10 protein-coding genes are annotated in these 13,691 nt (G+C 71.4%); 1 reads left to right on the forward strand and 9 read right to left on the reverse strand.

Features of this window, described 5'->3' with window-relative positions:
- Nucleotides 1-3: 3 nt before the first annotated feature.
- A complete protein-coding gene (locus IPJ95_16690) occupies nt 4-957 on the forward strand; it encodes a glycosyltransferase (GenBank protein MBK7925236.1) in 954 nt (317 codons plus the stop codon).
- Here IPJ95_16690 and IPJ95_16695 read toward each other — a convergent pair.
- The 9 genes from IPJ95_16695 to IPJ95_16735 form a co-directional block, all read right to left on the reverse strand.
- Entirely contained in the window at nt 954-1,982 is a 1,029-nt protein-coding gene (locus IPJ95_16695) for a metallophosphoesterase (protein ID MBK7925237.1), read from the reverse strand. The two genes, IPJ95_16690 and IPJ95_16695, sit on opposite strands and share 4 nt — an antisense overlap.
- A complete protein-coding gene (locus tag IPJ95_16700; protein ID MBK7925238.1) occupies nt 1,979-5,197 on the reverse strand; it encodes a right-handed parallel beta-helix repeat-containing protein in 3,219 nt (1,072 codons plus the stop codon). Before IPJ95_16700 ends, IPJ95_16695 begins: the two co-directional genes overlap by 4 nt.
- Nucleotides 5,194-6,330, reverse strand: coding sequence for a hypothetical protein (locus IPJ95_16705; protein ID MBK7925239.1), 1,137 nt, complete (start codon nt 6,328-6,330; stop codon nt 5,194-5,196). The genes IPJ95_16700 and IPJ95_16705 overlap by 4 nt, the downstream gene beginning before the upstream one ends.
- Entirely contained in the window at nt 6,327-7,016 is a 690-nt protein-coding gene (locus tag IPJ95_16710; GenBank protein MBK7925240.1) for a DUF4956 domain-containing protein, read from the reverse strand. Before IPJ95_16710 ends, IPJ95_16705 begins: the two co-directional genes overlap by 4 nt.
- 50 nt (nt 7,017-7,066) lie before the next feature.
- Nucleotides 7,067-7,789, reverse strand: coding sequence for a polyphosphate polymerase domain-containing protein (locus IPJ95_16715; protein MBK7925241.1), 723 nt, complete (start codon nt 7,787-7,789; stop codon nt 7,067-7,069).
- A 94-nt stretch (nt 7,790-7,883) separates the two neighbouring features.
- The gene (locus tag IPJ95_16720; protein ID MBK7925242.1) at nt 7,884-9,296 is read right to left on the reverse strand and encodes an oligosaccharide flippase family protein; all 1,413 of its coding nucleotides are present in this window, start codon (nt 9,294-9,296) and stop codon (nt 7,884-7,886) included.
- 22 nt (nt 9,297-9,318) lie between these two features.
- On the reverse strand, nt 9,319-11,865 hold the full coding sequence (locus IPJ95_16725; GenBank protein MBK7925243.1) for an SGNH/GDSL hydrolase family protein: 2,547 nt from the start codon (nt 11,863-11,865) through the stop codon (nt 9,319-9,321).
- Nucleotides 11,862-13,430 (reverse strand): amino acid adenylation domain-containing protein, encoded by a 1,569-nt coding sequence (locus tag IPJ95_16730; GenBank protein ID MBK7925244.1) that lies wholly within the window; start codon nt 13,428-13,430, stop codon nt 11,862-11,864. The genes IPJ95_16725 and IPJ95_16730 overlap by 4 nt, the downstream gene beginning before the upstream one ends.
- A gap of 4 nt (nt 13,431-13,434) precedes the next feature.
- Nucleotides 13,435-13,689, reverse strand: a complete 255-nt coding sequence (locus IPJ95_16735; protein MBK7925245.1) for an acyl carrier protein — start codon at nt 13,687-13,689, stop codon at nt 13,435-13,437.
- Nucleotides 13,690-13,691: the final 2 nt, after the last annotated feature.

The following is a 13,691-nucleotide window of genomic DNA, read 5'->3' on the forward strand; positions in this document are numbered from 1 at the left end:
CCGATGGCCGAACCCCGCGTCTCGGTCCTGGTGTGCGCCATCGCCGGGGCGGAGCACCTGGCCCGGTGCCTGGAACTGGTGCTGGCGCAGGAGGGCCCCGCGCCGCACGAGATCCTCGCGGTCGCCGACCCCAACCTCCCCGGGGTCGCGGAGCTGGCGCCGCGCTTCCCGTCGGTGCGGATCATCCGCAACGAAGGCCAGAGCACCCCGATCGAGATCGCCAGCCGCGCGCTGCGTGAGGCCACCGGCGACATCATCGTCCTCACCGAGGACCATTGCCGCCCCGCCCGCGACTGGCTTCGCCGCCTGGTCGGTGCCCATGCGCCGGGGCGGGCCGTCGTGGGCGGCGCCGTGGAGACCGACCACGCGGGCAGCGCGGTCACCTGGGCGTTTTACCTCGTGGACTACTACCGGTACATGCGCCCCTGCACGGCGGGGCCCGCGCCCGCCCTCACGGTGTGCAACGTCTCGTACCGGCGCGAGCAGCTCGAGGCCGTCCGAGCGCTGTGGCGGGAGACCTTCCACGAGACGGCGGTCAACGCCGCACTGGCGGAGCGCTTCGGGGTGCTCTGGATCGTGCCCGAGGCGGAAGTGCACACCCGCAGGGCCGTGACCTTCGCCGACGCGGTCTACGAGCGCTACGCCTTCGGGCGGATGTTCGCCTGCAACCGGAACCGGTTCGGCGGCTCGCCGGCGCGCCGCGTGGTGTACGCCTGCCTGGCCCCGCTGCTGCCGCCGCTGATCATGTGGCGCATGGCCCGGCGCGCGTTCCGCTCGCCCGCCGCCGGCGTGATGTACCTGCGGTCGCTGGTGCCCCTGCTGGCGATGGTCGGCGCCTGGACCTGGGGGGAGTGGCTCGGGTACGTGACCGACGGCCCGCCCGCGCACGTGAACGCCGCCCCGGAGCTGCGGGCGGCGGCGCGGGATGCGGCGGCGGGTGCGGCGACGCGTGGCTAGGGGCGCCTCCGCGCCAGGCGCCAGCCCAGCGCCGTCCCCGTGAGCAGCACCAGCAACCCCGCCAGCACCCGCTTCACCGAGAACATCGCCGCCCAGCGCGCGCTGGCCGGCACCGGCACCGGCACCGGCTCCAGCATCGCGGTGTAGCGTTCCGGGGTGAACATGGGGTTGGTGAACTCGCCGAAGGTCCGCACCGCGACATCCACCGCCGGTCCGTCCACCCGCACCACCAGGTAGGTATCGAACTGCGAGGAGAGCAGCCGGCTCTTCTCGAGGTTCCGCAGCGTCTGCAGCTGGGTGCCCGCCTCCATGCTCGACTGCACGTACCGCACGCTGTCCCTGGTGACCCAGCTGAACTTGAGCGGACCCAGGTCGCCACCGAAGACCCAGCGCACGCCGGCCGCCTGCAGCAGGGGATGCACGTCGCGCCACCAGGGGGCGCTGGCATCCCACCAGAGCAGGTGGTGCATCACCACGAAGGTGTGGTCCCACGGCCCGGCACGTCCCAGCTCGGCGCGCAACCACGCGACCTTGCCGCTGTCGAGCGCGGTGGGCCGCACGAACGGGTTGTGCCGGAGGTCTCCGTCGGGCGGGATCCAGGGCGACGGCAGCAGGATGAACCGGCTGCCATGCTGCTCCACGGCCATGGCCGGCGCGCCATAGCGGCGCACCCACACGTCGCGGCTGGGCAGGTCGCTGATGTCGTGGTTGCCGGGGGTCCGGTAGACCGGCACGCCGAGGGTGGCGAGGGCCGAGTCGAGCTGGTCCCACTGGCGCTCGAGGACCTCGGTGCGCGTGGGGTTGTGGTCGATGTCCCCCCAGATCAGGTCGCCATTGATGACCACGAACGCCGGGCGTTCCGCCCGGACCCGCTGCAGCAGTTCGGGGAGCTTGGGGCTCAGCTCGCCGGTGGCGCCGCCCCGCACGTGGCCCAGCACCACGAAGGTGTAGGGGGCCTCGTGCTGCGCCGCGAGGGGCGCCCCGCCGGCCAGCGTCAGCGCCAGTGCCAGGTGCCGGTAGATCACGGGTGCTCCGGGGAGGGCGCCGCGAGGGCCGTGGAGACGGGCGCGGCGGGCAGGCGGACCAGCCGCCAGCCACGCAGGTACAGCTCGCTCGGCTTGAGGTCGATCCAGCCGGTCTTGGTGGCCACCTTCTCGACCCTGGCCGAGGGCGCGGCGCGGAGCCGCAGGCCGGTATAGTGCCCCGGCGGGAGGCGGATCCCGGTGAGGCGGAAGAGCAGCGGGTCGCCGGTCAGCTCGAGCGGCCGCGCCAGGGTGCCGGCGGCGCCCTGCACCTCGAGCGCGGCGCCGGTCAGCTCGGCGGTCGAGGCCTCGATCACCACCATCCACTCCTCGCCCGGGGGCACGGTCCAGTCCACGGCCCGCGTGATCGCGGCGGGCCGGGCTTCCACGCTGAGGACCAGCGTCGACCGCCGCTTGGTCAGCCGCACGATGTTCTCCGCCGCGGTCCAGCCGTCGGTGTAGGCACCGAAGTCGTCCTCGAACTCCTGCCATTCGACCAGGTCGGGCTGGTGCCGTGGCTCAAGCCCGGGAACGGGCCCCGCGGTGTCGGCGAGCGCCGGGATGCCGTAGAGCGCGTAGAGCCAGCCGAGTTGTTCCCGTGGTGGCGCGACGGCGGCGGGCCGTGCGACCCAGGCCGCCCCCGCACCCACCGCCGAGTCGATCCCCGGGTTGTCGGCCAGGGTGAGGCGCGAGAAGGCGTCGCTCTGGATGCCGAGCGTGTTGCCCTCGAACAGGTTGTTGGCCACGGTGGCCCAGGCCCCGCCGCCGTAGCGCCAGTTCTTCCGGTCCTGGTAGATCCCCACGCCGTTGCGGACCAGGTGGTTGTTGAGCACCAGGGGCGTGGAGCGGTCCTTGACCTCCACGCCGCGCTTGCCGCCCTCGATGTAGTTGTTGAACACCAGCGGACTGCTGGCCTCGCCGATGGAGACGCCCTTGTCACCCGAGGCCACGATGTGGTTGCCGTAGACCAGCGGGGTCGACGTCATGAGGTCGATGGCGTCGCCGCCGGAGTTGCGGAACCGGTTGTGGGCGATGACGCCGGTGGAGATGTCGAGGTCCACGGCGTCGGAGTTGGCGTTGATGAACTCCGAGCTGTCGAGCGTGATCTGGCTGTGCAGCGCGTGGAAGGTGTCGTCGCTGCGGACGTTCTGCTCGAAGGTGACGTGGCGGAACAGCGCCCGGTTCACCCGGTGCAGGTTCACCATCCCGATGTACTCCACCCCGTCCAGGAATCCACCACCCCCGTAATAGAAGCGGGTCCAGGTGACGGTCGTCCCGTCGGCGCCGTGGCGCAGGGCCGAGAAGGCGCCCCACGGCTTGCCGGGGACATCGGGGATCACGTTGATGGGCCGCTCGCGGGTGCCCTGCATCAGGATGGGGCCCCGGGAGACGACGTTGACGTCGGGCGCGAGGCGCAGCGTGGTGCCGGCGGCCACGATCAGGGTGTCGCCCTCGGGAATCCGGACCGATTCGGTGAGGCGCACCGTGCCGCTCCACCGGTGAACGGTGTGGCCCGGCACCGGGAAGGCCCACGGGCTGTAGGAGCGGGTGGCGGGGATGGCCTCGCCGCCGGTCCACTGCCCCGGCTCCACCGCGGCCCCGGTGACCCGATTCGTGAGGACCGGGCGCACCGCGCCGGCCGCACCACGCACGAAGAGGCGATAGGCGAGCCGGCCCGGGCGCACGCCCAGGGTATCGGTGCGCCAGCCCGGGAGCAGGGCCACGGGCGCCGCCGGGGTGAAGACGCCCGCCCGGAACGTGCCGCGCACGGCGGGATCCCCGGGATCGAGCGCCCCATTCCGGTTTCGGTCGAGGAAGAGCGCCGGCGTGGTGGCCGTGCCCGGCAGCGCGAGGGCCGTCAGGTCCACCCCCACGTAGCCGCGGAGGTCCAGGTCCAGGACCGTCAGCCCCTCCGCGCGCCCGGCGGCCACCGCCACCTCCGCCTGGTCGAGCCAGCGGCGGAGCTCCGTGGCGTTGGCCTGGAGCACGCCGATCGCGGCGTCGGGGTCACCCGGATCGGGGACCAGGCCGGTGCGGAGCTGGTCGTAGGCGATGGCGTCGGGATAGCGGGTCACGACCGCGCGGAGCAGGCTGTCCGCGGTCACGAGGAAGCCCCCGTCGAGGCGCTGCCGCACCTCGTGCAGGATTCCGTCCACCAGGAACGGGTCGCGCAGCAGGGCGCGGAACACCGGGCTCAGCCGCTGGTCCTGGCGGGAGAGGCGGAGCAGCCGGGTGTCCCACGGGATCGGGTGCAGCATCCCGGTGGACGGGTCCTCGTACCACATCTGGTTGTGGACCGCGTCCATGTGGTACGGGTCGCCGGTCAGCAGCAGGTAGGCGAGGAGCCGGGTAAGCTCCGCCCGGTCCAGCCGGTGCATCAGGCTCAGGTGCCGCTCGAACGTGCTCCCGTTCACGTCGGCCAGGAACCGGGCGAGCTGCGACGTGCCGGGCCCGGTCGGACGGTCGTTCATCGCCACCCGGTTCCAGATGTAGGGATTCTGGAAGACGTCGCGCGGGAGGCCCTTGAAGTAGTCGCTGCGCTCCGCCGCGTCGCCGCGGAAGATGTTCCCCGGCATGCGGTCGAACGGGCGGAGGAAGGACTCGTCCACCGGCTCGATGAAGCGGTACAGCCCGGAGAAGCGGTTGTTGAGGAAGACCGGCACCACCGTCGTGCTGGGCGCCAGCAGGCCGAACTCCCCGGCCAGCCGGTTGGCGAGGAAGGCCTGCAGCGGGTCCTTCACGGAGAGCCCGAAGGCGCGATAGCGCTTGAAGAACTCCTCGCGTGGGGTCCGGACCGTGATCGTGTGCTTGTCGGTGGACCAGTGGACGCTGTTGTCGCCGCGCTTGCGGAGCTTGACCGGGAGGGTGCTGCCATCCCGCGCGAGCTCGGCATCGGTCCACACTCCCCATCCCAGCTGCGGGTCGGTCCACATCCGGGTCCAGTCGTCGCTGGGCAGGTTGAGCCGGACGATTCCCGCGTCCTTCTGCCCGGCATCGAGCCGACGCTCCACCCGGAGGAGCTGGGGCAGGTTGCGGAAGGCGCGGACCCGCGCGTCGAAGCGGGACGCGACCGAGGAGCGCGCGGACCACCAGTCGTCGAACTGGATGTCCCGCCGGAATGCCTCCGCGGCGGACCAGACGAGGTACACGCCGACCAGCAGGGGCACCGTGGTGAGGACCACCGCGTCGACCAGGCGCAGCGCGCGCAGGCGGTTCATCGCAGCAACTCCTGTTCGTCCCGCCGCCCGGCCTGGCCCTCGGTGGCCCATTCCTGGCGGGCCAGCACCGAGTCGGCCAGGCCGGGCCGCGGCACCACGTCGAACCGGGCCTCCGCCGCCGCCAGTCCATCCCAGTCGAGCAGGCTGCGATAGGCCGCGGCCACGCTGTTCCGGAGCGACTTGTCGGCGGGCTTGAAGAGCCGGAGCGTCACCCGTACCCGCTCGAGCGCCCCCGCGCCGGGCGGCAATGCCACGGTGAGCGCCGTGTCGCCGCGGAGCGGTCCCGCCAGGGCCAGTTGCAGGTCCGCCCGTCGCTCGAGGAGGCCGGCGCGGAGCGGGCGCACCAGCGCCACCCGGTCCACGGCCAGGGCCATGCCGCGGGCGTCGAAGTGGAGGCTGTCAGCGGTGCTGCCGGCGGGGAGGAGAAATTCCACCTCCTGCGGCCGGCCAGTGGCATTGGCCATCACGGTCACGCTGGCGCGGCCGGCCCGGAGGGTGACGGGCTGCAGCAGGAACGCGTCGAGGTAGACCTCCCAGATCCGGCGGACTTCGGGCCACTCCCCACGGGCCGCGTAGTAGGCCACGTAGCCGCGCATGGACGGCATGTGACTCGGGTGGATGGCCAGCACGGCGGCGTAGGCATCCCGGGCCTCGGGCGCGAGCGCCCAGCCACTCAGGAAGTGGTCGGACACCAGGGCCAGGGCGTAGTGGTTGCGATAGTTGAGCGGGTCGAAGGCGGCCAGGGCCTGCGCGGCGCGGAGGGCACGGCCCTTCTGCTCCAGGCGGGTGTAGGCGGCGGTGAGCGCCAGCAGCACGCGCTCCTTTTCCTTGTCACGGCCGTGCCGGACATCCCGTGCCGGGAACTCGCGGTTGAGCAGTTCCAGCCGCTCGGCGGCGCGCGCGTAGTCCCCCGCGGCCAGCAGCCGCTCACCCTCCTCGAGCCGGGAAGTCCAGCGGCCCTCCGAGGCGCGCACGCCGGCCTCCACCCGGCCAAGCAGCCAGTGCCGGCTGGGGGGCAGGACCAGCAGCGCCAGGAATCCGGCGACGAGCGCCACGTAGGTCCATGCCACGGCCCGCTCGTGCCGCCGGAACCCCTCCCGCCAGGCCGGCGGGACGAGGGGCTGGCCGGTCATACGTCGATGTTTTCCTTGCCCGTCAGGAGCGCCACCTTGCCACCGCGGGTAATGCCGCGCAGCTCGCCGAGGAACTTCGCCTCGTCGGCGTCGGGCTTGAGCTCCAGCGAGTAGATGAGCTCCAGGGCGCCGCCGTCCCGCAGGGTTTCCACGGACAGCAGCGCCTGCTCCCGGGCGTAGCGGAAGAACAGGTCGTTGAACGCGGTGTGATACTCGACCTCGGGCGGCACGTGCAGCTTGAGCAGCTGCTCCCGGCTCACCGTGGCGCCGATCTCGAACCGCGACAGGAAGTAGACCATGAACGAGACCGAGATCGTGAAGATCACCGCGGTCAGGTAGAACCCGGTGCCGACCGCCATCCCCACCGCCATGGTGAGGAAGATGAATGCCACGTCGCGGGAGTCCTTCACCGCGTTCCGGAAGCGGATGATCGACAGCGCACCCACCAGCGTGAACGCCCGGGCGATGTTGCTGCCGATGACCAGCATGATCACCGCCACCGTCACGCCCATGAGGATCATGGCGTGCACGAACGACACCGAGTAGGACAGGCCGCGGTGCGTCTGCCGGTAGATGTACGCCAGGATCAGGCACAGCCCGAAGCTCAGGAACAGCGCCGCGAAGGTCTCCGCGACGCCGAACCCCGACACCCCGCCGCCCGATGCCTGCCGGATGAATTCGTCCACAACGCCCCCAGGAAAAGTGGTGGTCCGGGCCGTTCAGGGCCCGGGCCGGACTACGTCAGCTGGTGCCCGAAGCACGCCTTGTCCACGGCCGTGCAGTACTTGGACATCCGCACCATCGACAGCTCGTGCCGCCGCGCCACCTTCGAGAACCAGACCGGCGCGCGATGGTTGTACTTGACCTCGAGCACCGTCACCCGCGGGTCCATCACGTACTTCCCGGTCTCGAGCGGCTGCCCCAGGTCGAGGGCGGTGGTGGAGTACTGGATCCGGGAATCGAGCGTGATCCGGAGCTCCGGATCGAAGGCACCGAACAGCGCCCGCCGCCGGTACAGGACCGCCATCCGCGGCAGGAGGTGCAGCCGCTCGATCATCAGGGTGGCCTCGGTGCCCACCGGGTCGTCACCCACGGCGTCCCAGTTGGGGCGTCCCCCCAGGGGGAAGGCCTCCCGCAGCCTGGCCAGCGGCCAGTTGGCGCGCCGCTTCTGGACCGTCCGGTCCTCCCGCTGCTTGACCTCGATCATGACGTCTTTGCTGTCCCCGTAGCGCCGGAACCGCAGCTTCCGCCGGAATTTCAGTCCCTCGACCTTCTCCCAGAACAGCCGCCAGTCGGCAGTATCCCAGTAGATCGACAGAATGCCATAGCCCCGGCCCCCCAGGTCATGCGGGTCCGGGGTGGTGTAGTCCCCCAGCTCGCGCAGGAACTCGGGCACCCGGCGGGTGGCCACCAGGTACTTCACCTCGAAGCGATTGAGGGTGGCGGTATACGTCGGCATGCCGCTCGGCGCGTGAGGGGGTAACGGACTCGAGACTGGACGTCACTCTCAGGCAAAACCTATGCCGCTGAACGACTTGAGGCCCTTCCGCGGCTCAGACGGCCAGGCGGGGCCGACCCCCGGCCCGCAGCTGGATGGCGCCGGTCAGGGTCAGGACGCTGAGATAGGCCACCCCCCCGATCCCCACACGGAGGAGCACCATCAGGCCGGGCACCGCCAGCACCGCCCCGGCCATCGCCGCCAGCGCCAGCCCGGTCCGCCACAGCCGGCGGATCGGGGGCAGGTCCAGACCCTGCTGCCGGATCGACCCGTAGGCCAGGGCCAGTCGGGCGGCCTCGGTAGCCACCCCCGCCCATGCGGCGCCGACCAGGCCGTAGCGCGCCACGAGCACCGCCGTCAGCACGAGGTTGATCCCGGCCGCCCAGGCGGTCAGGCGCAGCACGGCCGATTCCCGCCCGGTGGCCTGCAGCACCATGATCGGGACATCGCGCAGCACGCAGAGCGGCAGGGTCCATAGCAGGATGCCGAGCGGCCGTCCGGCCGGTCCGTAGCCCGGGCCGTAGAACAGGCTCGCAACCTCGCCGGCCAGCAGCGCGCCGCCGACCGCGATGGGCAGGCTCAGGGTAAGCACCTGGGCCGCGGCGGTGTGCGCCACCCGCCGCTGGGCCCCCGGATCGTCCCGCGTCCGGGTGAGTTCCGGGAGGAGCGCCAGGCTGTAGGCGATGCCCACGTTCAGGAAGAAGGTGACGAGGGTGTACGCGGCGGTGTAATAGCCCGCGGCGGCCGCGCCCCGCTGCGTGCGCAGGAAGATGAGTCCCGCGTTGAAAATGAAGATGCCGAGGAGCGCGCTGGCCATCAGGGCGGCGCCCCGCGGCACCAGCGGCGCCACCACCGCGCGGTCGAGGCGCACGGGCAACGGCTGGCCCGCGCGGCGCAGCGCCAGCAGCCACAGCAGCGCCGCCCCGAGGTCGCCGGCCAGCTGGGCCAGTGGCACCCGCGCCACGTCGCCCGGGCCGCGCACCAGCGCCACCAGCAGCACCGCAAAGAGCGCCTGCCCCACCACGGTTCCGACCGCCGCCGTGCGGGTCTGGCCGAGCCCGATGTGCGCCCACCGGGTGCCGAGCGCCACGGCCGTCAGGGTCAGGGTGGTCGTGGCCACGACCGCGGCGTCGGGCGCCGGCAGCACGGCCAGGCTCAGCGCCACCGCGGCGGCGATGAGGGCGCTGGCGAGCAGGAGGCGGCTGGTGAGGAGGGCCGGGAGCGCGCGGGCCAGGCTCTCGCGCCGCGCGGCAACCTCGCGCACGCCGAGCCCGAGTTCCAGGCCCCAGTCGACGACCCGATTGAGATACAGGGTGAGCGCGCTGGCGACGCCGACCACGCCGTACATCGCGGGACCCAGCCGGCGGGCGGCCACCACCATGGCGGCAAAGGCCAGCAGCCGGGCCAGGGCCTCGCCGAGGCCCAGGGCCAGGAAGCCCCGGGCGACGGGGCGCTCAGTGCCGGTCACGACGCGCCGGAGCCGCGCCCCGTCAGGGGCGCGGCGCTCGGGTGAACCCCAGTTGCAGCCTGGCGTCGCGTCGGCTCAGCTCCTCGTAGAGGCGGTCGGCGGTGAGCTTCTGGGCCTCGGCGTTGGGATGGTAGTCCCACGGTGCCACCCGGTACCCGGGCTCGCTGAGCATCGGATACACCCCGCGGCTCAGGTCGATCAGGTCGAACCCGGCGCGCGCCGCCGCGTCGCGGGTGATGTCCATCGGGTCCACGTCGTCGGTTGGCGGCCGCAGCAGCAGCACGATCGGTTGCTGCCCGGTGGCCGCCGCGGCGCGGGCCAGGTGCGCGTAGGTCGAGTCGAACAGCGCCTGGCGGTGCGGGCGCATGCGCTGCTGGAACTCGGTCTCACCCATGCCAGGGGTGACCCCGGACGCCTCGACCACCTGCTGTACGAAGGGATAGGGGATCGGGAAGCCGGAGTCCACCACCCGCTTCAGGTGGAGCACCACCGTCCGCGCGTCCTGCGCGTGCGCCGACACCACGATGAGGTCCGGCTGGAACGCCATGACCCGGTCCTCCAGCACGAAGAGCTGCTGGATCACCCCGATGCCCGGGATGCCGAAGTTGAGGATCTCGAAGCGCCGGTAGCGCTCGCCCGCGACCTCGAGGTTGAGCCGCCGCTCGAGCACCGCCTCGAAGGTCTCGCCGTCGCCCACGCCGGAGCCCATGATGTCGGAGGGACCGAGCAGCGCGACCCGATAGGTGCTGGCGGGCTTGACCTGGTCGTAGTCCTGGTCCCGCATCCCCCAGCGATTCATGGTGAGCGGCTTGCCCTTGTGCTTCGGGAGGAACACGCCGGGCCGGTTGTCCGCCATCAGGAAGTCGCGCCGCGGCAGGAAGGCCTCGGTTTCCTTGAGCTCCACCCAGTCGAGCGGCTTCTGGATCCGCGACTCCCACGCCCGGGTGTCGAAGCGCGCCACGTCGAGGTTCTCGTAGTAGCCGCGCTGCTCCAGCTGCTGGTCGCGCCGGTTGAGCCGGGTATCCTGCACCAGGGCCACCACGCCGTTGTACTCCGGGCCGAACGCCTCGCGCGTCGCCGGGAGGCAGAGCGCCATCAGCCCGCAGGCCATGGCGGCCTGCGGCGCCAAGGACCGGGCGTAGTCGAGGGTGCCGAGGCGGGTCTGGTCGGGGCGCACCAGGTCGGCGGGGCCCCAGGGATAGCCGCCCACCAGCGTGAAGCCCACGATGATACCCGCGAGCAGCAGCACGCCCTTGAGGTCAACGTTGAGCGCCGGGCGCCAGATGGAGAGCCATTCGGCGAAGGTGGCCGAGCTCCACAACGACCACAGCGTGCACATGAGCAGGAAGAACCCGGCCGTCTTGAGCCCGGTGCCCAGGCTCCAGCCGCGGCGCTTGAGGCTCTTCACCTTCGGCGCCCGCGACTCGCGCAGGGTGAGCACCGCCACGGCCACGCCCAGCATCAGCCAGAAGACGAGGTCGGTGAACCGGAGCGGGAAGCTCCCCCGCAGCCAGAACCACTGGTAGGAGTGCAGCAGCCAGGTGATCACGAACACGATCGCCGTGGCGGCCATCAGGGCGAATGTGCTGCCGCGCGCGCGGAACCGGAAGAAGCTGGGATAGTACACCAGCTTCATCATGAAGTCCTTCCAGTAGATGTTGATCCGCCGCCAGAGGTCCAGGAAGCTGCTGGAGAGGTAGTACCGGTGGTGCGTCTCCGGCAGGCGGAACCCGAAGAGGTGCAGGGCCCCGATGATCAGGTGGAACTGGCCCGAGACGCGCAGGTACAGGCCGTAGGTGGCCACCACGTAGATGACCACCTCGGACAGCGAGCCCAGCTCGCTCTGGTCGAGCACCATGAAATGGTACACCATCCGGTAGCCGAGCAGCTGCACCATGCCCCGCAGCATCCACTTGAGCCCCAGCCGATACATCCGGCCCTCGTCGGCGTCGTAGTACTGCCGGGCGAAGGTCTTGTAGTCCACCACCGGGAAGAGCGTGAAGCTCGGGTTGGGCAGCATGAACAGGTACGCCAGGCTGCGCCACGGCGAGGTGGGGACCTCGTTGTGCTTGAGGTTGTAGAGGTACACCGCCAGGCGGAACATGAACAGCCCGCCGAGCACCGGCCAGACATGCGGCGGGATGCCGTTGGCCAGCGCCTGGGTGCGGAGCAGGGCCAGCAGGGCCACCGCGACCAGCACCGCCCCGAGCCGGACCGGCCAGCGGAACGGCAGGTGGCAGAGCCCGATCAGGCCGAGGCCCAGGCCGATCACCCAGAGCGCATCGCGGTTGAGCACCACGTAGAGCGCGCCGAAGGACAGCAGCACGAAGAAGGGCAGCCGGTAGCGGAGCGGCAGCAGCGCGTGGACCACGAAGCCCACCAGCATCAGCTGCATCACCTGGTAGAACGAGACGCTCTCCAGCCGGAAGATCCGCACCAGCAGCACCAGCAGCGCGAGCTGCGCGGTGGCCAGGACGAGGGCGGCGGGAGTCACCGCCGTGGCGCGCGCGTCGGCGCCCGCGCGCGCGGCGGCCGCCCCGACGGGCAGGCCGGAGGGAATGCTGGTCATGGCGTGCCCCGGGCCTTGAGCGTCTGGTAGTCGATCTTGTCGGTCGAGGTGCGGTCGAGGGCGGGAACGAAGCCGAACGCATCCGGGATCATGTACTTGGGGAGCTTCTCCATCGCGTACTTCTTGAGGGCGATGATCGACAGCCGGTCCCCGGTCTTGGGCGCCAGCCACACGGTGATCGTCACCGCGCCGTCGGCCGCGCTGTGCGAGACCACCGCCACCTCCCGGACGTCCGGATGCGCGGCAAACGCGGACTCGATCTCCCCGAGCTCCACCCGGTACCCGCGCCGCTTGACCATCCGGTCGCGGCGGCCGTGGAAGATGTAGTCGCCATTGGGCTCCTCCACGACCAGGTCCCCGGTGTGGTACCACGGCACCCCGGCCTCATCCACCAGGAAGGCGGTGGCATTGCGGTCCGGGAGGTTCCAGTAGCCGGTCATGATGCCCGGTCCGGCCACGACCAGCTCCCCCTCCTCGCCCCGCGGCAGGTCGCGGTCATCGAGGTCCACCACCCGGCAGCGCAGGTGCTCGCAGCAGCGCCCGATCGGGTACGGCTCGCTCCGCTCCGGCGGGATCGGCCCGGCCGGCACCTCGTAGTAGGTGCAGACGTTGGTCTCGGTGGGGCCGTACAGGTTCCAGTACCGCGGGTGCGGCCAGGCGGCCTTGATGGCCCGGAGCTGCGGCACCGGGAAGACCTCGCCGGCGAACAGCACGTGCCGGAGGCGGCCATAATTGTGGCGCTCCAGCTTGCCGTACTGGGCCAGCAGGCTCAGGATGCTCGGCGTCGAATACCAGATGGAAATGCGCTGCTCTGCGATCAGCGGCGCCAGCGTCGCCGGGTCCTTGCCCTGCTCCTCCCCGATCAGCACCAGCGTGGCGCCGTGCTTGAGCGAGAGGTAGAGGTCCAGCACCGAGAGGTCGAAGTGGAACGGCGCGTGCGAGCTGAAGACGTCGTCGGCGGTCGGCGCGAAGATGTCGGTGCACCAGTCCACGAAGCTCATCGCGGCCCGGTGCGTCAGCATCACGCCCTTGGGCTTCCCGGTGGACCCGGAGGTATACAGGATGTAGGCGAGGCCATCGAGGCCGGGGTCATGGCTGGGCACCACGGGCACCGGCGTGGAGCGGTCGGCGGCGTCGAGCGCCGCCACCAGCCCCGCCCCGCCACCGGTCGTGGGCAGCCGCAGCAGCGGGAGTGACGCTCCGAGCGTGGTGGCCTCGGCGGTGAGCTCCGCGGCCCGCCGCTCTTCCACCACTACCACGCGCACCGCCGCGTTGGTGAGGATGAAGGCCGCGCGACCGCCGGGCGAGTCCGGATCCACCGGCGTGTACGCCGCGCCGGCCTTGAGGATCCCGAAGATGGTGGCCACCGAGTCGATGGACTTGCCGAGGAACATCCCGACCCGGTCGCCCGGCCGTACCCCCATGGCCCACAGGCGGTCCCGCACCCGGTCCGACAGGTGCGCGAGATCGCCGTAGGTGATCGTGCCCCGTCCGGGGTCCACGATGGCCGTGCTCCCCGGCGCCCGGGCCGCGGAGGCGTCGAGCCAGCCATGCAGGCAGGCCATGAGCCTAGACCCGGGCCATCTTGCCCTGGACCATCGCCGTGATGGCGTCCAGGGTGTCGAGCCGTTCGGCGTCCACCTCGTGGGCCTCGAACTGGATCCCGAACTTCTGTTCCAGGAACGAGACCAGCTCCAGGGTGGCGAGCGAGTCGAGGATGCCGCCGGTGATCAGCGGGGTGTCGGACCGGAGGGCCGACGGGTCCTCGCCCTTGAGGAAGGTCGCGAGGATGTACTGCTTGACCTGACCCTGAATGTCTTCCATGG

This window comes from Gemmatimonadota bacterium, assembly GCA_016713785.1.
In the GTDB taxonomy this organism is placed as follows: domain Bacteria; phylum Gemmatimonadota; class Gemmatimonadetes; order Gemmatimonadales; family GWC2-71-9; genus JADJOM01.

What these genes read in the sequence shown, in the direction of transcription:
- IPJ95_16735 (MBK7925245.1), bottom strand. Translation starts at nt 13,689, where the DNA reads ATGGAAGACATTCAGGGTCAGGTCAAGCAGTACATCCTCGCGACCTTC.
- IPJ95_16705 (MBK7925239.1), bottom strand. Translation starts at nt 6,330, where the DNA reads ATGACCGGCCAGCCCCTCGTCCCGCCGGCCTGGCGGGAGGGGTTCCGG.
- IPJ95_16715 (MBK7925241.1), bottom strand. Translation starts at nt 7,789, where the DNA reads ATGCCGACGTATACCGCCACCCTCAATCGCTTCGAGGTGAAGTACCTG.
- IPJ95_16725 (MBK7925243.1), bottom strand. Translation starts at nt 11,865, where the DNA reads ATGACCAGCATTCCCTCCGGCCTGCCCGTCGGGGCGGCCGCCGCGCGC.
- IPJ95_16730 (MBK7925244.1), bottom strand. Translation starts at nt 13,430, where the DNA reads ATGGCCTGCCTGCATGGCTGGCTCGACGCCTCCGCGGCCCGGGCGCCG.
- IPJ95_16690 (MBK7925236.1), top strand. Translation starts at nt 4, where the DNA reads ATGGCCGAACCCCGCGTCTCGGTCCTGGTGTGCGCCATCGCCGGGGCG.
- IPJ95_16700 (MBK7925238.1), bottom strand. Translation starts at nt 5,197, where the DNA reads ATGAACCGCCTGCGCGCGCTGCGCCTGGTCGACGCGGTGGTCCTCACC.